The sequence below is a fragment of the Sanguibacteroides sp. AM78-02pH3A genome (assembly GCF_027666085.1).
Classification (GTDB): Bacteria; Bacteroidota; Bacteroidia; order Bacteroidales; family Marinifilaceae; genus Gabonibacter; species Gabonibacter massiliensis.
The window spans coordinates 358806-381476 of record NZ_JAQEHX010000004.1 but is presented as its reverse complement, the minus strand read 5'-3'; the positions used below and the strand labels follow the sequence as shown (position 1 = coordinate 381476).

The window sequence follows — 22671 nt, the reverse complement described above, 5'->3', positions numbered from 1 at the left end:
AACACGCTTAACATTAGGAGTATCTAAAAAGTGTTGGCGCACGACGGATACTCCTTTTGTTACCTTCTCAATAAAATTCTACCTTCTTCCATAGAATAAGAAATATTTAGATTTACACAAATAGTCTCAATAGCATGTTGGACATTCTCCCGGTCAAATTCTCCGCTAAACGATTGGGTAAAAACAATTCCGGTATTATTTTGAATATCTATACCATACCAACGTTCCAATTTTCGGACAAGATTATCAAACGATTCGTTATCGATCACTAAAATACCATCCTTCCATTGTACCCTATTAGCGGCATCCACCTTCCGAATCTCGAACTTGCCACTATTCGTATGAAAAAGGAATTCCTGGTCGGGATAAATCGTTTCAATACAATTACCCGCATATACCCTCACACACCCCTCCACGAGAGTTGTACTCACCTCATCCTTATCCCCGTATGTATTGACTTCAAAAGAGGTTCCCAACACTTCGGTTTTCATCTCTTGCGCCACGACAACAAAGGGACGCATCGAATCTTTTACCACCTCAAAATAGAGATTGCCCCGAACCTCAACCTCCCGGTTCCCGTTGCTGAAACAAACCGGATAACGCAACGAGCTCTCCGAATTGAGCCACACTTTCGTCCCGTCCGACAACTGTACAAAAAAACGCTCTCCCGCACGCACGCTAATCTCATGATAGATCAATTCGGCAGAATCAGCAAATACCGAAGAGTCCTGCATCTCATACACGATTCTTCTTTGATTTATTTTATAAAGCTGGGCAGATGTCCCTACTTCTTTTACCACTAACAAAGAATCCTGGGTCATGTCGATCTCCCTCCCGTCGGATAAGGTCAGGACAACCGCTTTATCCCGTCCGACCTTCACCATCTCCTTCGGCATCGTATCTCTATGCAACCAAACAAACGCAACGATACCTATCAAGCCGATCACGATCACCGATGCCACCTGCCATAACACCCGCTTTAGCCGTCGATCACGCCGCAAAGATTTTTCCATGAAAAGACGATAATCCTCTAATCCGGTCTCTAATAATCTCCGGTCGGCATGTATCCCCGAAGTCAAATGCCATACTTTTTTAAATTTTTCGAAATATTCCCGGTTTTCACCCTCGTTTATCCATTGGAAAAAATAAATGATTTCCTCCCGATCCGCTCGATTCGATAATACACGAGCCAGCAATTGATCTATATTGAAGTTTGGGAATTCCATCTTTTTTGTCTTCATATCCCAAAGACAGTTAAAAATGATTTTACCCCCAAGGGAAAAAAGAAAAAAACAAAATCATCTGCAGGACCCCATCCAGCTCATCTCTTAACTTACTCAACGCTATAGACATATGACGTTCCACGGTTTTCTCGGAAATAGTCAACCGCTCGGCAATTTCCCTGTTCTTCAACCCTTCCACTTTACTCAATAAAAATACTTCCCGGCATCTCTCCGGTAAAGAGTCTATCGCATCCTGTAAAGCCCGGCCGATATCGGACTGCCACAATTCTATCTCAGCCTCAGGCGATTGTATAATAGTAGAAAAATAGAAATCCGACAATTGTTCTTGCTCGTACTTTCTGACATTTTTTTCGTGAGCCAACGTATTCAGGCTACCGTAATAAACCGATTTAAAAAGGTAGGCCTTAACGGAAAGAGTAATTGACAATACAGCCCGTCCTTCCCAGACCTTATAAAAGACCTGCTGAACAACATCCCGGGCCGTCTCCATATTATTTAACAAACGATCAGCATAATTTAATAACGCATCGAAATACGTGGTGTAGATATACACAAAAGCAGAAATCGTACCCCTTTTCAAAGAACGTTGCAGTTCCTTATCGTCCGAATAATTGTTAATCATCCAAATAATTATAACGTGAATTCACATTTAACACACAAATAACCTTTGAGCTGACCCTTTTGTTTTCTTTTCCAAAAAAATAATTTCGGATTGAAAATTCAAAAATAAATATATATTATAAATATTCAAAGGATGCCATATAAAAAAGTAGGGTCATGAATAACCCTACTTAGAAATAAATGAATAAGCTCAGTAAAAACAATTAGAAATTGTTAATTATTTCCAGCTTTTTCTCCATTAACTTGTATATCACCACTTACCATTTTTTAGAAAATAGTTCAAGCAACTGATTCCTTTTCACGGGTTTTGCAAGAAAGGCACTACATCCCGCTTCAATAGCACTAACACGATCGGAATCAAAAGCGTTAGCCGTAAGAGCCACAATCGGAATTTCGGTATTGAATTCGCGTATTTTGCGTGTTGCTTCCAAACCTCCCATGATCGGCATCTTTAAATCCATAAAAACAAGATCAAACTTCTCATCGATGATTTTCTTTACGGCATCTACACCATTCAACACCCGGGTAAGAGTATAATCTTTAAGGATACGTTCCACCAACAAATAGTTACCGTCATTGTCTTCAGCAACTAAGATTTTCAACTCTTTTTCATCGCCCGTATTAAGAATGGATCGTTGTCCTGTAAGCTGTCGATCTGTCCAATCGGTATTTTCCCGTATCTCGATCTCGCATGGCAACCAAGCCCAAAATGTCGATCCGACCCCATACTCGGAAGTAAATCCCACTTCTCCACCCGCAGCCTCGACAATAGCACGGGATATGGCCAATCCTAACCCCGTCCCCTGGGCAAACTCATTCAGTTTTTGAAAACGACAAAATACCCGGTCCTGCAATTCCTTTGAAATACCCGCACCCGTATCTTCAACATATATACGAACACCTCCCCTTTCGACAGAATATCCCATCTTTATGTACCCTGATCTGGTACATTTGACCGCATTGGTCAAATAATTCATCCAGACCTGTTTCAAACGGTTTCGATCTAAAAAAACCTGACATTCCGGTCCCTTATCCATCCGGAATTCGACATTCGGATTAGTAATCTTCGACTGGATCATCAGATATAATTCATTACACACCTTCGCCAAATCGAACCTCTCTCTTTTACGCTCGAGGATACCGGACTCGATTTTCGAAAGATCCAAGATATCGTTAATCAACCGCAATAACAATTCATTGTTGGAGTCGATTATACTCATATATTCCTCTTTTTCGGCTGGGTCATCACAACTCACCATCAATTCGGAAAATCCGACGATAGCATTCAAAGGTGTACGTATTTCATGACTCATATTGGCTAAAAAGGCGGATTTAAGCCGATCGGAAAGCTCTGCTTTTTCTTTCATCTCCACTAATTCCCGAGTCATTTTTTCCCATTTCGTATTATTGAAAGCAATACCGGTATAACGGGTTATACGCCCTTTTTTATTCTTTTCAACAGGGATACCGGTAATAATAAGAGTCTGCCACTCCTGATCCCATTTGGTTTTGGAACGGTATTGGAAACTGAATTCTTTATCGATTCGTTGAAGCATACTTTCAATATTCTTTTTCACACGCTCCATATCATCCGGATGGGACGCATTCACATAGTCTTCCGGCCAAATTACCTTATCCGGGTGAAAATCGTTGACCGGATCATTAAACGCACGGTATTGTTTACTCTCCACATCGAAATCCCAGTAAGACATACCCACCGTTTTAAACGTCAATTCCATTTTATAATTCCGTTCCTTCAACTCTTCGTTCAAATGGTGAAGTTTCGAAATATTTTGCCGGAATCCGGTAAACCGGATAACCTCACCACTCTCACCATACTCGAAAGGTACCCCTATAATGTTACAATACTGCCACGAATCATCATGTTTCGTTTGCATACGACATGTAAAATTGATATTGAGCTCCTTACCCAACGACATGGATTGTATGGCATCGTAGGCCAATGACTGGTCTTCGGGATGAATTACGTTCAAATACTCCGCAATCGTCAATAGCTTGTCGGAAGCATAATCGTTAACAGGATCGTTATAAGATTCGAATTTCTGAATCCGCACATCGAAATCCCAATGAACGATATTACTAACCCGCATAGCCAATTCCCGTTTTGCAATCAAGCCTTCCGTCCGTTTAGCCATTTGTATTCTTTCCGTCGCATCGAGTTGAGTACCCACGATAAGTAATTTACCCCGGAGCTCGGAGGAAAGCCGCATCCGGCTCTCGTAATGGCGATATTGCCGCTTCCGTTTATGATAGAAACGCAAAGTTATCTGTCCATATAAAATCTCCCGGTTTATCAATTGTCTGAAAAGCTGCTCCAACGGCATACGGTCTTGAGGGTGCAATATCTTTTGTAACTCTTCCAACGACATGGCATCCTCAACTATCGTATCTCCATGCAAGGGACTAAAAACTTCCCTCTGTACATCGTATACCCAAGAAGACATATGGGCGGCATCCATGGCCATCTCCAAATTTTTTTTACCTTCCTCGGTACGGAACTCAGCCTCCTTCGTTGCCGTTACATCATTGGTAAGCAACATATGCCCGAGAATAGTTCCTTTTTTATTCCGTATGGCAACAACCTTAACTTCGTAAATAATCGTATTTTTATTACGGGTCGAGAAATATTCCCTGTTCACCCGGTCGAAATCATACTCGAACTCCAGCACGATATCCTCTCCCGACCGAATCCTCATCTTAAGTTGTTCATCGACATAGGGACTGTCGAAAAGATTGACCTTGCCTATCACCGCGCGTAAGTCATCGATTCCGTACATATGTTGTGCCCGATAGTTGATACCACGCAAAACACCCTTTACATCATAAATTTCAACCCCCATCGGCAAATGGACATAAACGCTCTCCGGGAACAGGATTTGTTCCGTCAGTAATTCGGAGAACTCTATTTCTAAAGACTTTTCCTCTTTTTCGACAGGGATCATTTCGTTTTGTTTCATGTTATAATCTTTTTAACTATATCATGTCGCCTATTTCTCGTTTAGCGTATGACATGGACAGTACGTCGGTATTCCGACGGGGACATACCCGTATGCTGACGAAAAAAACGACTTAACGAAGATTGGTTGGAAAATCCGGTCTTTCCGACTACATCTTTTATTCCAAAGTTCGGATTTCTGAGTAACATCTTTATTTCAACAATCACATAATCTGCTATCACCTTATAAGGAGACTGACCGTTCATCTCCTGAACGACCTTAGTCAGGTACACAGGAGATATACACAGCTTATCAGCATAAAAGGCAATCTCCCGGTGTAAACTATAATGTTCGGAAACCAACATGCCAAACTTAAAGGCAATATTCTCCTTATTGGAATTCAGAGGAGGATTCTTGCTATCGCTCGTCCTCCTTTGAAAGTATACATAAAAATCCCAGTAGTAGATTCTCAGCAAATGCAAAATCGTCTCCCGGCAAAAAACAGGATCGTCATTGCGACCTCTGAAAGCAAGTACATGGCAAAAACCGAGGAATCGTTGGGTCTCCCCATCATTTAAAGCGTACACAAAATTTTTCCGCATATAAAAGAAAAAGTCAGGAGTTATTTTACCCAAACCACTCATTATATCTAAAAACATGACTTTATCGACTTTAAAAAAGGTCATGGAAAAGTCGTCGCTAATCTGGTGGATCGATGCCAATTGCAACGGTAAAATCGTCACAATATCATTTTTGGATATTTGGCGACGCACCGAAAAAACCTCTATTATCGCTGTGCCCGCAGTACAAATCCCGCCGAATCCCTCCTTCAAGTATGCTTCGTGTTCATTTACGGGAAGAAATGAAATATCGGTATATATATGAAAGATATCACTCATTCAATCTGTTATCGTCCTTTTGTAATTTAGTAAACGCCACAAATGTACAACATCCATATGTTAATTATAGGTCTTGCAATCGAGATTGAACGCGAATAATTAATTTCAGTATCAAAACCAAAGAATCGACCCAACATACCCCCTGCAATATCAAAACCTGAAAAACAATTATGAAACCAGAAGTATAAAATAGTCAACTTAGAATTGACGAAACCAATAATACATAGAAGCTATTCTCTCCACAAACTATACTGGAAAGAATAATTGCAACAAAGCTTTATAATATCGGCTTATAATCCTTACCGATTCTATAATTTATATTTGCCTTATAGGCTTGGGCAATCTGGTATCCACGTTTTATACGATAGAGTTTTCCATTTTTAAGCAATTTTGCCCCGGTTTGATGAAACCGAAAAGGCACATCTTTATTTATACATTGCTCGCGTAAATCCAATATCCAGTCATAATCGCATACACGAGCCTGAACTCCCGATTCTCCGCTAACAGAAACCTCCTCGACAGTATTATCAAGATACGACGACAGTTCTATTCGTTCCAACAAAGGCGCAACAATAATCGCCTTATGTTTTATGGAAAGAGCCTTAAATATCGGTAGACGATAATCTGCCATGGCCTGATTTTCAACGGTGCATCCCACGATCACATTGTCATATCCATCCCCCCAATCCTCAGGTATACACGCGGAAAATCGATCGATACGCTTGGTAAAGAAAAAGAAAACCAAATCGGAACGCTCCCGAATCATTGCCCATGCCTCCGCACGCCACTCGTCAGCATCTTTAAGAAAAAAATCAGAAGTAAAACAGGTAAAAACAACTGTCCCCGGAGTTATCTTATAGCTTTTATCCCGTTTACACTTTAACGGCAGATTGAAATCAGTATTTTTATGTACCTTACTACTATCTACTTCAGTCCCGTACATTTCGTCCTGGCGATAAACGTAACAATACTTACACCCGAGACTGATCTTCGTACAACCGTGCCATGGATTCCAATTCGCGTATTTTATCATTCGATAAATTAAAATTTACTGAGCCAATAGATAAATTGACTATTTTGATCTATTTCCCTGCAATCTATTTTGGAAGAAATGGTTGCCACAAAACATTCGCTAAGATTAGTGTCAAAAGCACCAGTATTTATATCGTCGTCTTTTACGAGTAAAATAGGGATTCCTTTCATAAGTCCCATTCCAATTTCTATATCATTCCAAGGAGTCGGTAACCATTTGTTTTTCCATAATTCACAATCTTTCAGACCAGGTCGATATAATGCTTCCATTACATTAATCTGTTTTAATCCGAATACAATCATTGCTGATGACTTTTGAACAGATTGACGGACTTTATTGAATTGACCGAATTTGGAATATTCTCCTTTTTCATAAGGAAAAACCTCTACCCCCTTACTCTTAAGAAGTTTCTCGTATTCTTTGATAAGTATTGCATCTTCATTGCTTAAAGAACTTGGTACACTAAAAAACACACTTTTGGAAGAGTCTGCCGCCTTCATCACGAATGGTTTCGAATCAGAATATATTCCATCAACAAGGAATTGCCTGATCTCATCAGGAATATTTACAGCCTCATTGAAATCCGCCTGATACAGAATCACATTCTTAAAAAAAGTATTCGTCAAATCCGCCCCGCGAAAATTCGCTTTTGTAAAATTCGATTCTTTTATCCGACAACCGGATAAAATAGCATTGTAAAAGACTGCTTCTTCACCATCTATATTCTCTAATAATGAAAATGATAAATCGGCTAAATACATATCGGTCCTGTTCAGAACGATCCGGAATTCCTTATTACCCAAGTATAAATCTTGCATATTCGTTTTTTGCAAATCGATTTTACTCAGATCCTTAGCGTAAGCTAAACCATCCCCTAACGTTTTCTGCAAAATACCAGATGGCAATGTCCTTAATAAAGCAGATATCACGTTGATTACTTCTTCATGGAAATAGGATGAATTTTTTGTTTTAACATTAAGAAACCGCCGTAAAAGAATAGCAGCCGATAATTGAGAAGATAAATTATTTGAAGACAATTGAGATACGGTAGCGTTAAATTCGTCTTTATATTCTTTCTCCTTCTCTCTATTATTTCGTATATCAAAAAATTTAAAAATAAACATAATGACAGCCGCCAATATGGTTGCAGCAATCACAATACCCTCCAAATGATCAATTATATCTATCATAAATTATTAAACATTATTGATACAAAGATAGAAAACAAAACGTTATAAAAAGCAAAAAGAGAGAAATAGGCCACGACTAAAACCAATTCACGCTTTTGATGCAGCATACATAGCTGCTTGAATGATAGATTATTGCAATTTAATCGGTAGAAAAGTTGTTTTTGAGACCTCTGAGACTTGTTTTTGAGGCTGTTTTACACTCTTTTCTCAATGAATCAGAACCATGAGGAAATTTTGCATCCTCAATGAAGCTCACCTATCTTCTATCCGACTACAAAAGTACAAAATTCCGTGATGTTTTCACCGATAATGTCAACTAAATGCAATAGATTTTCATGGATATTGTTTGCTGACCAAAAGAGAAAAAATCAGTCGAAGCCTTTTCCCATTTTTCCCCTCTGTTTGACTTGACTTTATTGCCCGTGTATATAATAACGGTCATTAAAGTCAAGTTGAGAGTGGAGTTATATCTTTTTCTTTTGGCAAGCAAAATAGTTCTTTGATATGATGAGTGTATGATAAACAATTTGCATTGTTTGTAACGAATAACATATTGTTTGTTGATAGGTGTATATGGTGCTTACAAACAACATTATAGCATTTAGTTTTTGGAAGTTTTTGCTCAAAATAGATTATGTATATGGTTAATTATGCCAAGACGTGCATTTTTCTATGTGTAATACATCATTAAATAAATAAATAGTATTACTTTTGCATATTATATGATAGGTTGGTTATAGCAAAGTCATCAACATAGTTGCTTTGCACCTTAAATTGATGTAGTAATGGCAAAGAATACAATGGGAACCAAGCTTCCCCGAAAATTGGAGCAGAAGATGCAGATTGTAGGTGAGCAGATTAAGTTGGCTCGCTTACGTCGGAATCTGAGTGTGGCTCAGGTTGCTGAACGTGCCACCTGTTCACCGCTTACTGTGTCCCGAATAGAAAAAGGGATTCCTACTGTTGCAATAGGGATCTATCTACGTGTTTTGTACGCATTGCAACTTGACGATGATATTCTATTGCTTGCCAAAGAAGATAAAATGGGAAAAGCTTTGCAAGATTTGAGTTTGAAAACAAGAGAACGTGCATCCAAGAAAGAATAATCTATGAAAAAGTTGTATGTATATGCCGATTTCGATTGGCTCAAAGAAATGGAACTCATTGGTGAATTAGGCTATGAGTCTCTTCGTGGTGCGGACAGCTATAGTTTTACGTTCAATAATGAATGGTTAAGGCAGCACAGCAATCTGTTTTTGAGTGACGACCTGAATAATTACCCGGGACAACAATATACACAACTGGACAAGGATATATTTGGATGCTTTTCTGATGCCTTGCCGGATCGTTGGGGACGAACTTTGTTGTTGCGTCGTGAGCAAATTGCGGCAGCGGAAGAAAAGCGACCTGTAAGAAGATTGTCTTCTTTCGATTTTTTGACTGGTATCGATGATTTCTCCCGAATGGGTGGATTCCGTTTTAAGGAAACCCCTGATAGTGAATTTATAAATGTAAGTGAATCGTTGAAAATCCCACCTCTGACAGATATTCGGGAGTTGATTGCAGCCAGTGCTGAGATTGAGAAGAGCGAAGAAAACAATATGCTCCCCGATAGGAAATGGATTGCACAACTTGTGCAACCTGGGACATCATTAGGAGGAGCAAGGCCTAAAGCTAATGTAATAGATACGGATAAAACTCTTTATGTTGCTAAGTTTCCGTCTCGTAAGGATGACTATGATGTTGGGTTTTGGGAGCATTTTAGTCACTTACTTGCTAAAAAAGCAGGGATAAACGCAGCAAAAACCAAAGTATTGGCTACAAGAGAAAAATATCATACATTGCTGTCACAACGCTTCGATAGAACTAATGATAGCAAACGTATTCATTTTGCATCTGCCATGACCTTATTGGGGCTGAGTGATGGTGACAATGCAACTACCGGGCATGGTTATCTGGATATAGTCGACTTTATTATTCAGAGCTGTACCGATGTGGAGCGAAACCTACAGGAACTATACCGCCGTGTGGCTTTCAATATTTGTATCGGCAATACTGATGACCATTTTCGCAATCACGGTTTTCTTTTGACTGCAAAAGGTTGGACACTATCTCCTGCATATGACATGAATCCCACGCTGAGTGAGTATCAAAGTTTGCTTGTTTCATTAACTTCTAATAAAGCAGAGCTGAGTATTTTGCTGGATGCTTGCGAAGACTACATGCTAAACCGTAAAACAGCAGAAAAGATTATTTCGGAGGTTATTGAAGCTGTAAAAGGATGGCGCGAATTGGCAACACGATTAAGTATTTCCAAGAGAGAAGCGGATATGTTTGCCGGAGTGTTGGATGGGCGATATAAGGTGGAATGACTATTATAGTGTGCCAAATTACCAAGCAAAAATGCGCCAAATTGCCAAACGATACGAGATAGATGGTTGATTTGTATGTGATTGAATAATAAGATGCGATTGAAGTTTTGTGTTATGCTGAGCGAACATAATGTTTGTGTAGCATAATTTTTTGAAAGATGAAATTCATTGATGAAATAGATAAAAGCGGTAAATGTGTTTTTGTGCATAGCTTGATGCCAATTGTAGTCATTCCTTTAAATGATGTTTTTTGCTCATGTACTTGGCTATATGGAGAATTAGATGTATTTTTGTTTGCATTTTAACGAGGATAATTTAAATACCAATGTCGAATAATCAACAAATGATGCTGAATAGAATAAAAGTGGTACTTGCAGAAAAGCAAAGAACCAATAGATGGTTGGCAGAGCAAATGGGTAAGTCCGAGAATACAATTTCAAGATGGTGTTCTAATAAGTCACAGCCATCCCTTGATATGTTGGTTAAAGTTGCAGAATTACTTAATGTTGACCCTCGTCAACTCATAAATGGTGAGACAAAAATTTAGTTATGGCAATAAAGAAGACTCAATTATATAGCATACTTTGGGAAAGTTGCAATATCCTACGCGGAAGCATGGACGCAAGTCAATACAAGAACTATGTATTGACTATGCTGTTCTTGAAGTATATCAGCGACAAAGTTAAATCTGATTCAGACATATTCTTTGACCTTCCTGAAGGATGCTCTTTCGATGACGTCGTTGCTCTTAAAGGGAAAACCAATATAGGCGAGGAGATTCAGAAGAAACTCCATGCTATAGCCCGAGCGAATCCTCGATTGGATCACATTATCAACGAAGCTGATTTTGATGACTCGACAAAACTTGGATCAGGGAAGGCTAAGGTTGATACATTGACAAGCCTCATTTCTGTTTTTCAGCGTGATTTCCTTGATTTTAGTAAGAACCGTGCAGGTGATGACGATCTTATCGGAGATGCGTATGAATATCTGATGAAAAATTTTGCCGCAGAGAGTGGTAAAAAGAAAGGTCAGTTCTATACTCCTGCTGAGGTTTCTCGCTTAATGGCTCGTCTGATAGGCATACATAAAGACAATCGACCTCAGATTTCCATATATGACCCGACTTGTGGTTCTGGATCATTGTTGCTTCGTGCTGCTGCGGAATATACCAAACATCGTGATGGTGTTTCTATATTTGGGCAAGAACTTGATGGGGCAACACGAGGTATGGCGGTTATGAATATGTATCTTCATGGTTATGACGACCCAGAGTTGGAAGTTGGAGATACTATTGAAAAACCATTCTTCAAATCAACATCAAATCAACTGGAAACATTCAACTATGTCGTTGCCAATCCTCCATTTTCTCAGAAAGGATGGATAAAAGGAGAAATTAAGACTAATGACACCTTTGGCCGATGGGGAAACTCCGACAATCTACCGCCCATTCCACCGGTTGGCTATGAAGATTATGCATTTTTGCTCCATATTATCAAGTCTATCAATTCCCAAGGACGGGGAGCTTGTATATTGCCAAACGGAGTTCTGTTTCGTGGTAATGAAGAGGAGGCTGTTAGGCGGAAAATTATTGAGAAACGGTATATCAGAGGTATTATAAGTCTGCCTGCAAACTTGTTTTTTGGTACTGGAATACCAGCTTGTATTATCATTATTGACAAAGCTAAGACTTCGACATCAAAAGGCATTTTTATGATTGATGCTCGCTCTGGATTCGCAAAAGATGGAGCAAAGAATCGACTTCGTGAACAGGATATTCGTCGTGTATTTGATGCATGGGAAACTCTTGAAAATCTCGAAGCAAATGGTAACCTTGATGATAAAGAGGAAACCATACCTCATTTTGCCCGATTCGTACCTTACACCGAAATTACCAACGAGCGAAATGACTGCAATCTCAATGTGTCACGTTATATAACACCAGTCGATACTGAAATTCAGCAAGATCTTTATGCTCACCTCAAACTAAACGGAGGATTACCTGCCAAGGATGTAGAAGATGGATTTTCCTATCTTTGGCGCCACTGTCCGACACTCAAAGACGAGCTGTTTGAGCCATTGGAGAAAAATTATTATAAACTGTGCGTCGGACGTAACGAGATTCCAAAAACTATTACACACAATAAGGAATTCAGTACTTTAAGTGGATTCTTTTCGGAAGCAGTAGAAGAATGGTATAAACTTGTGTCACAACAGATGTTTGCGCTTGCTCTCGGATGCCAGCCTAAAAAACTTATAGCAGACTGGAGTGAGTCACTCCTGGAAATGCTCTCCGAAATCGATGGTCTCGTTGACAAATACACGATATATGACATATTGCTCAACTATTGGAACTCAGCCATGCAAGATGATTGTTATCTGATTTCTCGCTATGGTTGGACGGTAGAATTGTCGTGTGATGTTCTTACAACCGATAAAAAATCTAAAGAGGTAAAGTTTGTTCCTAAAAAGAATCCCACCTTCAGGGATTACAATTGCGATTTGTTGCCGGTTCATGTTGTTGTCAATCACTATTTCAAAAAAGAGAACGATACGGTCAATAAAGCTGAAGAGCGTGTGTTGCAACTCAAAGGAGAGATAGAACAGATGGAGGAGGAATACTCTGAGGAACTTAATGATACTGTTAACGAAATTACAAGTAAATATCTTTACGCTATATGCCCGAAACCATTGGAGGGAGAAAAAGAAGTTTTAGAGGCATATCTTGCTATTAACGAAAAAGGAAAGATTGGAAAAGAGAAACGAGAAGTTATAATAGCTGAAAATCGGAATGTTTTCGACAGTCTTAGTGATTTGAGTGTAAGTGCAATTAAATATCGGTTGAAGGAAGTTGTCAATTATGCAGCATTGCCAGATGATACCATTAAGTTATATAAACAATATATTGACTTGAACAAAGAGTTGGTTGATGCTAAGACCGATGTTAAACGAAAGATATCAAAGTTAACCAAACTTGTTGTTGCGAAATATCCAACTTTACAAGAATCGGAAATTAAGGATATGGTTGTCAATGATAAATGGCATACAGCTATAGTTGGTGGAGCCATTAGTGCGGCTTTCGATGTAACTATGGACATTGAACAACAAGTTACTACTCTTGTTGATCGTTATGCTCGTCGCCTATCCGACATTGAATTATCGGTACGTGGCTTTGAAGAAAAGGTTAATGCTCATCTCGCTAAAATGGGATTTGAATTATGATTGAAACTAAATTCAAACAAACTGAGTTAGGTCCTCTTCCAGAGGATTGGGATGTTACTCCAATATCAAAATGTTTGTCTTTTGGTAATGGTAGAGACTATAAGCACTTAGATAGTGGAATATATCCGGTTTATGGAACCGGAGGGCTTATTACTCATATTAATGATTTCTTATATGAAGGAGAATCTGTATGTATTGGTCGCAAGGGAAGTATAGATAAACCTCAATTTCATAGCGGTAGATTTTGGACGGTTGATACACTATATTATACTCATTCATTCAATGACGTCATACCCAAATATGTATATTACTGTTTTTTATGTATAAATTGGCGTTCATTGAATGAGGCTTCAGGAGTACCATCTCTTTCCCAAAGAATTATAGGAGGACAATATATAAGAGTAGCTTCTTCTGTATATGAACAACGCAAGATTGCAGAAGCATTGAGCGATATTGATGCGTTAATTCGTGAATTTGATACTCTGCTTGAAAAGAAACGGTTTATAATGCAGGCGGCAATGCAAGATCTTCTAACCGCTCGTCGTCGACTTCCTGGTTTCGATGAACCATGGAAAGAAATGGCGTTTAAGGATTTGGGATATACTTATAACGGACTTTCAGGGAAAACTAGTCTTGATTTCGGACATGGCGATTCTAAATTCATTATGTTCGTAAATGTAATTTATAAAGATACTATATCTCCAAATTATTTTGAGCATGTCAATGTTTCCAAAGGCGAAAAACAAAATAAGGTTCAAAAAAATGACCTTATATTTAACACGTCTTCTGAGACCCCGGATGAGGTCGGAATGTGTTCATGTGTAACGGAAGAATATGATGATTTGTATCTTAATAGTTTTTGTTTTGGCTTTAGATTTTATAAGCCCAATATTAATCCAAGATTTCTAACATTTCTTCTTCGCAGCAAAATTGGGAGAGATTTAATGATGGAATTAGCACAAGGATCTACTCGATACAATCTTCCTAAACGGAAATTTTTAAGTTCGAAAATTCGTCTTCCTAAAGATATACATGAGCAGAATGAAATAGCATTAGTTCTCTCTGATATGAATGACGAAATTGAAGAAATTGAGGTGAAAAGGGATAAATATATTGCAGTCCGTCAAGGTATGATGCAGCAGTTATTAACAGGAAAAATTCGTTTGATATGAACACGATACCATTAGTAGATTCAGAACGCACAACCCAAAATCGTGTTATTAATCTCCTCCACAATTACTGTGGCTATCAGTATCTTGGATATAAGCAAGATGCCGATAACCTTCCAATTATCCCCGAAATTCTTGGAAAGTTTATAAAAGATACACAACACGCCTCGAATACGGAGATTGATAAAGTTCTTCGCTTGCTCGATTTGGAGATAAGCCGATGCCATGATAAGGATACGCTGTTTCAGAGCAATCTGAACTTTTATAGCTATCTGCGCTATGGAGTAAATATTCAAGGTGATGACGGACAAAGTAAAACAGTTAAGATTATTGAGTGGCCTGAGGATAATGTGGCCAACAATATATTTTCTTTGGCAGAGGAGGTAACAGTCCGCCGTAATATAGAAGAATACCATACACGGCGCCCTGACATAGTAGTGTATGTCAATGGAATGGCTCTTGGAGTTATTGAATTGAAGAAATCAACTGTTAGCGTTAAGGACGGTGTGCGCCAACAGATTCGTAATAATGGTAGAGATAATGAAATATGCCATTTTTTTGTGCCTGCTCAATTTCTTTTTGCCGGAAACGATAGTGAAGGAGTGCATTATGGAACAATACTGACACCAGAAAAGTTTTGGTTACGTTGGAAGGAACCAACAGGTCAAAGTTATCCCAGTGATACGTCCACGCCCGAACTAATTCCTGAGTTATTTCCAAGATCAGAATTTCCTAATGAACTTGATCGTTCATTGCTTCAGATGCTTGAACCGAAAAGAATTTTGCGTCTTATCCATGACTGCGTTGTATATGACGGCGGTATTAAAAAAGTTTGTCGTCCAAACCAATATTTTGCATTCGAGGCAGCAAAACCACGCATCCGCAATAAACAAAGCGGTATTATCTGGCACTCGCAAGGTGCCGGCAAAAGTTTGATGATGGTATGGCTGGCTCAATGGATATTGGAGAATATGCCAAATGACCCGCGTGTTGTTATTATCACCGACCGTGATGAACTCGACAAACAAATTGAGAATGGATTCAAAGATGCCGGTCATAAACCAATTCGTGCTAAAAGCGGAAATCATCTTCTTTCGATGCTGTCAGAAGTTGAACCGAATTTGATTTGTACCCTTATCCATAAATTCGGTATTGCAGGACAGGAGGAATCTGCTTTTTCTCCAGAGGAGAAGAAACTCCGAGGAAAGCGATCACCTGAACAGTATATGGCTGCACTTGCCGAAAAACTGCCCCAAGGTTTTAAGGCTAAAGGCAATATATTTGTCTTTGTTGACGAATGCCATCGTACACAAGGTGGTATACTCAACAAAGCTATGAAAAAAATCATGGGCGATGATGTTATGCTCATTGGTTTTACCGGAACTCCATTGCTGAAACAACAAAAGAGTAAACTTACATCAAGAGAAAACTTTGGCAATTATATCCACACATATAAATTTAATGAGGCGGTTAAGGATCAGGTGATTCTCGACCTACGTTATGAAGCTCGCGAAATAGAGCAGAATCTTGAAAACGAGCAGGCCGTTGACCAACTTTTTGAACACATTACACGCAATCTCAGTCCGAAAGCAAAAGAAGAGTTAAAAAGCCGATGGGCTGTAATGAAGAATCTTTTTTCGAGTCGTGACCGCGTGCGTAAGATTGTAGCCGACATTGTAAAGGATATGCAACTCATATCATGCCTTCGGGAAGGTTGGGGTAATGCAATGCTGGTTTGCGATAGCATTTATCAGGCTTATCGTTGTTGGGAAGTCTTTCAGGAAACACAACTTAAAGGACATTGTGCAGTCGTTTCAAGTTTTAACGGTAAAGATGCGAGTCCGGAGGAATCATCTTCGGGCGAAACACAAAGCGAGGCTGAATATAAAGCAGAGATGGCTAAAAAGATGTTTAAGGACCGCACTCCCGAAGAATTTGAGGAATGGGCTAAGACTCAATTTGTCGACCATCCAGGTGACATGAAACTTCTGATTGTGGTAAGTAAACTACTTACTGGTTTTGATGCTCCATCGGCTACCTATCTCTATCTTGATAAAAAAATGGAGGGGCATGATTTGTTTCAAGCTATCTGTCGCGTAAACCGCACAAACAACGAGCATGAAGAAAAAGAGTTCGGATATATAGTCGACTACAAACAGCTTTTTAAGAATATTGAAGATGCGATCAATGATTACACTACTGGAGCATTTTCAGATTACGACAAAGAAGATGTGGAAGGATTGTTAACGGATCGATTTGAGAATGCCAAGCGCGATTTGAACACGGCACTTGAACGTGTAGAGCATCTTTGTGAGCCTGTTGCTTATCCAAAAACGACCAACGAATTTTTTGATTACTTTGTATTCGACCAACGCAGTACGGAGCCTGATGAAGAAGAAGCTGCAACTATCCGAAGTGCCCCCATACGCGAAGCTTTCTATAATGCTGTAAAAATTCTTGTGACTCGTTATTCTGCAATTGCGCTTGAAATGGAGAAAGCTGGTTATACGACTGAAGAGGCACAGACTATATTTGAGCGTATCAAGAATTTTGATAATATTCGGAATGCCATAATGCGCCGTGCCGGAGATATTGTTGACATGAAATTGTATGATCAGCAGATGAGAAACATACTTGATATGTATATAGATGCCAAGCCCTCAAAAGTACTCGCCATGCTTGAAGACTTTTCATTTCTTGACCTTGTGCTTGACGGTAACTCAGAGGAAGCAGAACATGAGGCTGAGGAAGCACTTGGAGGAAAGGATGGTGTCGCTTCAACGATTACAGCCAATGTTCGTCGTGTAGTTAACCGTAAACGTGAGAGTAATCCAGAAGAATATAGAAAGTTCTCAGAACGCATAAATCGACTGCTCGCAGAGTATCGCCAAGGAGTTCTTGACTATAAAGAATATCTCAAAGCAATAGCTGAGTTGGCTCGTGAACTTGGGAATCGTACATTCGACCCTAGACTCGACACTCAAGGTAAACAAGCATTATTTGATAATCTAGGCGAAGATGTTGCATTAACTTTGGAGGTCTATCAACTTATCAAAGTGAATGCTAAGCAAGGATTTAGGACGAATGATGTAAAGAAAGCTAAACTTCGTAGGGCCTTAGAATTATTTACTGCATCTAAACCATTTGATGTAGATGACATCCTCCGTATTGCAATAAATAATCCTGAGTTTTAATGCACACCATAAAAGTAGCAGATATCGAAATTGAGGTTGAATGCAAATCCATTAAAAATTTGCATTTGGCTGTCTATCCTCCAGATGCGAGGGTGCATATCTCTATGCCTGATTATCTGACAGATGATGATGCTAGAAATTTTGTCTTGCAAAAATTGGAATGGATTCGAACTCAGATAGAGGAAGTTCTCGCCCAGCCTCGACAAACGAAACGACAATTCGTATCGGGCGAGAGTCATTATTTATTTGGTCAACGGTATCAACTTATTGTAGAAGAGCTACCTCACTATTCAAATAGTATGGAACTTAAAGGTAACAAACTTTATATGTTTTTGAAACCTGGCACTTCTATTGAAATAAGAGCAGAACTAATGCGTACCTGGTATAGGTCGCATCTTAAAAAGGAACTGGCATCAATGCTCCAATATTGGGCTAATAAACTTGAAGAAAATCCTTTTGAATGGCAGGTCAAGCAGATGAAGACTGAATGGGGCAGTTGTATTCCTTCAAAGCGTCTGCTTATCTTTAATCTTGAACTTGCCCGAGTACCACGTGAGTGCATTGAGTTTGTAATTGTACATGAGTTCTGTCATTTTAAAGTCGATAATCATAATAAAATTTTCGAGATGTTGATGACCAAACGTCTTCCGAATTGGCGCACTTTGCGCCAAAAACTGAATGCATTTGTAGCACTACCATACAAAGAATAACGCACACTTATGAATCGAATTATACTTATCGGCAACGGCTTTGACTTGGCACATGGGCTTCCTACTAGATATGAAGATTTCATAAACTGGTATTGGGAAAAACGAGTTGACTCTTTTACAGGAAATATTACATCTATATCAGAGGACTGTCTTTGTTCTATCAAAATTACTTCAGACAACTACAATCGCTGTTGGAATGTCTTTGCATTTTATCTTCCTAAGTATTTTAACAAACCGTCCGGTAAAGAGATAATTGATTGTATTGCCAATGATTCTAAGTCCTTTGAATTTTCATTGTCTCCATTTTTTAAGAGTATATGCACTTCTATTGAGGTCAAAGGATGGGTTGACATAGAAAAGGAATATTATGATTTATTGCGAAATTCAATTATAAATCCAGACAACTGTGATTATACAATTTCTGAACTCAACAAGCAATTACATTATACTCAGGAACTTTTAGCTCAATATCTTTCTTCTATCACAACTGATAATATAAAGTGCAATAAGGAGATACAACGTCAAATTTATGGAAATATTCGTAAAGACGATGTTAGTATTTCACAATTACAGGTTTACTATGACTATGTAGATTATTTAATCCAACAAGACGATGCGTACCAACAGTTACTCTGTAGATATGGTTATGAAGGTTCCGATAGGCATTTTATGACAGAAGATATCAAACAGCTCAGAAAGCAGTTTATAGGTTCGTCAGAGATAGAAGAAATTTACCTAAAGGATTTAATAATTCCTGAGAATATTATGTTACTTAATTTTAATTATACTGAAGTAGCAGACAAATATGGGGGGCTGAAAGTTGCAGCTATAAATCATATTCATGGAGACTTGAATAATCCTAATAGCATAATATTTGGTTATGGTGATGAGCTTGATGAGGATTATAAAGATTTCCTTAAACAATCAGATAATGAGTGTTTAAGAAACATCAAATCTATAAAGTATTTAGAGTCGGGAAAATATCGTAATTTACTTCAGTTCATTGAATCTGCTCCATATCAAGTTTATATCATGGGGCATTCTTGTGGTAACTCGGACAGAACGCTGCTAAACACCTTGTTTGAACATAAAAACTGTGTTTCAATAAAGCCATATTATTATCAAAAAGATGATGGCTCAGATAACTATCTGGAAATAGCACAAAATATATGTCGTAATTTTACGGACATGAAGCTAATGCGTGATAGGGTCGTAAATAAAATGTTTTGTGAACCATTACCACAATATATTAAATGATTTTGTTATGGCAAAGAATATAGAAATACGAAATAGTACGGCTGAGTTTCTCATCTTCATGCTTGAAGGCAAAGAGGATGGGATTCAGGTGATGTATAAGGATGAAACCATTTGGGCAACGCAAAAGGCAATGGCTCAGCTTTTTGATTGCTCAACTGACAATATTGGACTGCACTTAAAAAATATATTTGCATCCGGGGAACTTGTCAAAGATTCAGTTACCGAGAAAAACTCGGCAACTGCCGCAGACGGTAAGAATTATCAAACAATGTTCTATAATCTTGATGCCATTATTAGTGTCGGGTATCGAGTCAATTCTGTTCGTGCTACTCAGTTCCGCCAGTGGTGTACGTTTGTACTCCGTCAGTTTGCCATCCGTGGATATGTGCTTGACCATAAGCGAATGGAGAACGGGGCTTTCTTGGGTGTGGATTACTTTGAGCATTTGCTTGCCGAAATAAGGGAGATAAGGCTGAGTGAGCGTCGTTTTTATCAGAAGCTCACGGATATCTATGCTACGGCAATAGACTATAACAAGAATGCTCCGACAACCCGTCTTTTCTTCAAGAAGGTACAGAACAAAATGCATTATGCTGTGCATGGACATACCGCTGCGGAACTGATTGTAGAACGGGCTAATGCAGATAAAGAACACATGGGTTTGACCACTTGGGAGAATGCTCCGACTGGAAAAATTGTCAAGACCGATGTGTCTGTTGCAAAGAACTATTTGCGAGAAAAAGAATTGGAAGAAATGGGCAGGATAGTCAATGCGTCCCTTGATATGGCAGAAAGTATGGCTATGCGTCATATACCTATGACAATGGAAGATTGGGCAAAGCGAATAGACAAATTCATTAATTTATTTGAGAGCCCGATATTACAGGATAGCGGAAAGGTTTCTGCCGAATATGCCAAAGAGTTTGCTGAATCAGAGTTTGAAAAATACAGGATCATTCAAGACCGTCTTTTTCAATCTGACTTTGATAGATTTGAAGATAATAGTCTTCCTGCATTAGATATTGAATAATTATAATGTCATTTTGAGGTTGGCAAAATCGCCTTTGGGATATGGCAGATTCATGTCGTTAAATTGGCAAGTGTTCGGACAACAGTTCTGTGTTCATCATCTAGTATCTGCATTTATGGTGACCGACGTTACTCCAGTATACCACTTAAAAGCAAGAAAAGAGTTCACATAAGAGTTCATAAAAGAACCAGTAGGGTTCATAAAATGGTTCGTAAAAGCACTACTGAAATACACTCCAAAACCGCAATAATGCCAATTTCAGCTTGCAGAGGATTGGCAAAGTCTCACGAGCGATTTATCGCTTGGGGTATTGAGTTACCCTAACTCAATAAGGTTTGTATAATGGGCAAGCCCTGTGAGCAATTAAGTATACAAATTTCGTTTTTGTCGAGAAAGGCATACCGATGGCTGGCGAAAAGATAAAAGACTCAAATAACGCCTTTTTCTCACCAATCAGCTTGCTGAGAGATTTGGCACTCTCAAACGACCTATTGGCCGCTTGGGGTATTAGGCTCCCCATACAAGATAATGTCTGTACAACGGGCAAGCCCGTGGCTTTAAAAAAAGGAATTATCCACAATAAATTTGCAAAATAAAATGGCAACGACCAGTTTCGTGGATTATCATGAAACCAGTCGTTGCATTTAAACTTTGACTTATATACTAATGGACACTTTTAGAATAAAGTCAAGTGGAGAGTCAATAATGGTAATCCGGCATGAACCGATAAATGCCACGGCTTTCCTGAACCACCATGCGTTTGTTCGTGAGAAACTTAATTATCTTCACAATCTTGTTGTGATTAAATTTCGTTCCCGCCAGTTCGTAGGCAGTGGTCAGTTCCTTTTCCAAAGCCTTATATCCCGAAATCGTCTCTTTTCCGTCAAAAGCCAATTCGAGAGCTTTGCGATGGATGGCTTCATGGATGTCTTTATAAGGGGAGAACGGTTCCAGTTTGGGACGACCTGCGCTCTTTTTTGTCGGCACATAATCCGGCAGAAGTTCGGGAAGTGATTGGTCGTTGATGCAAAAAGCGAATGGCAGGAAGTCTTTGGAACGTGTATGCACACTTTCCACTTTGCTGATGTTGCTGTCGTCTTTGTCTTTCTCGATTTGGATGACAGTCTCAGCCTTGTTGTTGATTTCCGTGCCAATGTGTCCACGGGCATTTTCATCGCTTTTGTTCTGATGAAGGATGGTGTGAAGATGAATCTGGTATTCGTCAGTCCACTGCATGAGTTTGGAGATTACGCACGTGGCTTCGCTCGGAGAATTAATGTCATAGACCAAGTCGCGGATTCCGTCAATCACCACGAAACCGAGACCCTCAATCTGACTGATTGCATCATCTATGATAGCCAAACGCTCCTTGGGGTTGAACTTGCGTAGAGCGAGAAAATAGAAACGGTCGCAATCTTCATTAGCCGGCAACTCTGCCAGTTTCATGATACTATGCATCACAATCATACAATGGTTTTGACTTTGTTCTGTATCAATGTAAAGGATGCGGCTCTTTCCTTCTGGGAAGTCCGTTTTGTAGTTAAGAACTTCCTTCCCTGACAAAGCTGCTGCCACCATAGCCGACACATTGAAAGTCTTTTTGCTTTTAGCCTTGCCTATAGATGCACTGAAATTTCCCAATGTCCCGATAGCCACTTCGCCTATTTTCAGAACTTCCGGCTCCTGTTCGTACTCCTTTTCCAAACTGAGCATGGTATCTTGCCATCTTGTAGCGACCTGAGCAAGATCTTCAATGGGTGCTACCGTTTCCAT

The 22671-nt window shown here is 39.2% G+C and carries 16 protein-coding genes; 9 read left to right on the top strand and 7 right to left on the bottom strand.

Annotation, left to right across the window (positions count from 1 at the left end; genetic code table 11):
* Positions 1-59: 59 nt before the first annotated feature.
* The 6 genes from PGR74_RS08745 to PGR74_RS08720 all read right to left on the bottom strand — a co-directional run bounded on the left by PGR74_RS08745 (position 60) and on the right by PGR74_RS08720 (position 7878).
* Positions 60-1241, bottom strand: coding sequence for a FecR family protein (locus tag PGR74_RS08745; RefSeq protein WP_041501981.1), 1182 nt, complete (start codon positions 1239-1241; stop codon positions 60-62).
* Between the two features lie 25 nt (positions 1242-1266).
* Positions 1267-1866 (bottom strand): RNA polymerase sigma-70 factor, encoded by a 600-nt coding sequence (locus PGR74_RS08740; protein WP_052634304.1) that lies wholly within the window; start codon positions 1864-1866, stop codon positions 1267-1269.
* A gap of 256 nt (positions 1867-2122) precedes the next feature.
* Positions 2123-4843, bottom strand: coding sequence for a PAS domain-containing protein (locus PGR74_RS08735; RefSeq protein WP_442985415.1), 2721 nt, complete (start codon positions 4841-4843; stop codon positions 2123-2125).
* Between the two features lie 41 nt (positions 4844-4884).
* Complete coding sequence (locus PGR74_RS08730) at positions 4885-5721, bottom strand: helix-turn-helix domain-containing protein (RefSeq protein ID WP_041505435.1); 837 nt, start codon at positions 5719-5721, stop codon at positions 4885-4887.
* A gap of 277 nt (positions 5722-5998) precedes the next feature.
* Positions 5999-6754 carry a DUF5131 family protein gene (locus PGR74_RS08725; RefSeq protein ID WP_270516919.1) on the bottom strand — a complete coding sequence of 252 codons (756 nt, stop codon included), beginning with the start codon at positions 6752-6754 and terminating at the stop codon, positions 5999-6001.
* Positions 6755-6762: 8 nt separating this feature from the next.
* Positions 6763-7878 carry a pentapeptide repeat-containing protein gene (locus tag PGR74_RS08720; protein ID WP_160289121.1) on the bottom strand — a complete coding sequence of 372 codons (1116 nt, stop codon included), beginning with the start codon at positions 7876-7878 and terminating at the stop codon, positions 6763-6765.
* Positions 7879-8729: 851 nt separating this feature from the next.
* On the opposite strand from PGR74_RS08720, the gene PGR74_RS08715 reads away from it, so the two are divergent.
* The 9 genes from PGR74_RS08715 to PGR74_RS08675 all read left to right on the top strand — a co-directional run bounded on the left by PGR74_RS08715 (position 8730) and on the right by PGR74_RS08675 (position 20898).
* On the top strand, positions 8730-9050 hold the full coding sequence (locus PGR74_RS08715; RefSeq protein WP_009036646.1) for a helix-turn-helix domain-containing protein: 321 nt from the start codon (positions 8730-8732) through the stop codon (positions 9048-9050).
* 3 nt (positions 9051-9053) lie between these two features.
* Positions 9054-10316 carry a type II toxin-antitoxin system HipA family toxin gene (locus tag PGR74_RS08710; protein WP_270516918.1) on the top strand — a complete coding sequence of 421 codons (1263 nt, stop codon included), beginning with the start codon at positions 9054-9056 and terminating at the stop codon, positions 10314-10316.
* Positions 10317-10641: 325 nt separating this feature from the next.
* On the top strand, positions 10642-10863 hold the full coding sequence (locus tag PGR74_RS08705; protein ID WP_032573711.1) for a helix-turn-helix domain-containing protein: 222 nt from the start codon (positions 10642-10644) through the stop codon (positions 10861-10863).
* Between the two features lie 2 nt (positions 10864-10865).
* The gene (locus PGR74_RS08700; RefSeq protein WP_234130884.1) at positions 10866-13538 is read left to right on the top strand and encodes a type I restriction-modification system subunit M; all 2673 of its coding nucleotides are present in this window, start codon (positions 10866-10868) and stop codon (positions 13536-13538) included.
* Positions 13535-14710: a restriction endonuclease subunit S gene (locus tag PGR74_RS08695; protein ID WP_270516917.1), complete on the top strand. Its 1176-nt coding sequence runs from the start codon at positions 13535-13537 to the stop codon at positions 14708-14710. Before PGR74_RS08700 ends, PGR74_RS08695 begins: the two co-directional genes overlap by 4 nt.
* Positions 14707-17901: a type I restriction endonuclease subunit R gene (locus PGR74_RS08690; RefSeq protein ID WP_234130882.1), complete on the top strand. Its 3195-nt coding sequence runs from the start codon at positions 14707-14709 to the stop codon at positions 17899-17901. Before PGR74_RS08695 ends, PGR74_RS08690 begins: the two co-directional genes overlap by 4 nt.
* Positions 17901-18611, top strand: a complete 711-nt coding sequence (locus PGR74_RS08685; protein WP_138292050.1) for a M48 family metallopeptidase — start codon at positions 17901-17903, stop codon at positions 18609-18611. The genes PGR74_RS08690 and PGR74_RS08685 overlap by 1 nt, the downstream gene beginning before the upstream one ends.
* Positions 18612-18620: 9 nt before the next feature.
* Entirely contained in the window at positions 18621-19868 is a 1248-nt protein-coding gene (locus PGR74_RS08680) for an AbiH family protein (RefSeq protein ID WP_223126781.1), read from the top strand.
* Between the two features lie 7 nt (positions 19869-19875).
* Positions 19876-20898, top strand: a complete 1023-nt coding sequence (locus PGR74_RS08675; protein ID WP_234130881.1) for a virulence RhuM family protein — start codon at positions 19876-19878, stop codon at positions 20896-20898.
* Positions 20899-21597: 699 nt separating this feature from the next.
* On the opposite strand, the gene PGR74_RS08670 is transcribed toward PGR74_RS08675, so the two are convergent.
* Positions 21598-22671 carry an AAA family ATPase gene (locus tag PGR74_RS08670; RefSeq protein WP_270516916.1) on the bottom strand — a complete coding sequence of 358 codons (1074 nt, stop codon included), beginning with the start codon at positions 22669-22671 and terminating at the stop codon, positions 21598-21600.

What these genes read in the sequence shown, in the direction of transcription:
- PGR74_RS08745 (WP_041501981.1), bottom strand. Translation starts at nt 1,241, where the DNA reads ATGAAGACAAAAAAGATGGAATTCCCAAACTTCAATATAGATCAATTG.
- PGR74_RS08740 (WP_052634304.1), bottom strand. Translation starts at nt 1,866, where the DNA reads ATGATTAACAATTATTCGGACGATAAGGAACTGCAACGTTCTTTGAAA.
- PGR74_RS08735 (WP_442985415.1), bottom strand. Translation starts at nt 4,843, where the DNA reads ATGAAACAAAACGAAATGATCCCTGTCGAAAAAGAGGAAAAGTCTTTA.
- PGR74_RS08730 (WP_041505435.1), bottom strand. Translation starts at nt 5,721, where the DNA reads ATGAGTGATATCTTTCATATATATACCGATATTTCATTTCTTCCCGTA.
- PGR74_RS08725 (WP_270516919.1), bottom strand. Translation starts at nt 6,754, where the DNA reads ATGATAAAATACGCGAATTGGAATCCATGGCACGGTTGTACGAAGATC.
- PGR74_RS08720 (WP_160289121.1), bottom strand. Translation starts at nt 7,878, where the DNA reads ATGTTTATTTTTAAATTTTTTGATATACGAAATAATAGAGAGAAGGAG.
- PGR74_RS08715 (WP_009036646.1), top strand. Translation starts at nt 8,730, where the DNA reads ATGGCAAAGAATACAATGGGAACCAAGCTTCCCCGAAAATTGGAGCAG.
- PGR74_RS08710 (WP_270516918.1), top strand. Translation starts at nt 9,054, where the DNA reads ATGAAAAAGTTGTATGTATATGCCGATTTCGATTGGCTCAAAGAAATG.
- PGR74_RS08705 (WP_032573711.1), top strand. Translation starts at nt 10,642, where the DNA reads ATGTCGAATAATCAACAAATGATGCTGAATAGAATAAAAGTGGTACTT.
- PGR74_RS08700 (WP_234130884.1), top strand. Translation starts at nt 10,866, where the DNA reads ATGGCAATAAAGAAGACTCAATTATATAGCATACTTTGGGAAAGTTGC.
- PGR74_RS08695 (WP_270516917.1), top strand. Translation starts at nt 13,535, where the DNA reads ATGATTGAAACTAAATTCAAACAAACTGAGTTAGGTCCTCTTCCAGAG.
- PGR74_RS08690 (WP_234130882.1), top strand. Translation starts at nt 14,707, where the DNA reads ATGAACACGATACCATTAGTAGATTCAGAACGCACAACCCAAAATCGT.
- PGR74_RS08685 (WP_138292050.1), top strand. Translation starts at nt 17,901, where the DNA reads ATGCACACCATAAAAGTAGCAGATATCGAAATTGAGGTTGAATGCAAA.
- PGR74_RS08680 (WP_223126781.1), top strand. Translation starts at nt 18,621, where the DNA reads ATGAATCGAATTATACTTATCGGCAACGGCTTTGACTTGGCACATGGG.
- PGR74_RS08675 (WP_234130881.1), top strand. Translation starts at nt 19,876, where the DNA reads ATGGCAAAGAATATAGAAATACGAAATAGTACGGCTGAGTTTCTCATC.
- PGR74_RS08670 (WP_270516916.1), bottom strand. Translation starts at nt 22,671, where the DNA reads ATGGAAACGGTAGCACCCATTGAAGATCTTGCTCAGGTCGCTACAAGA.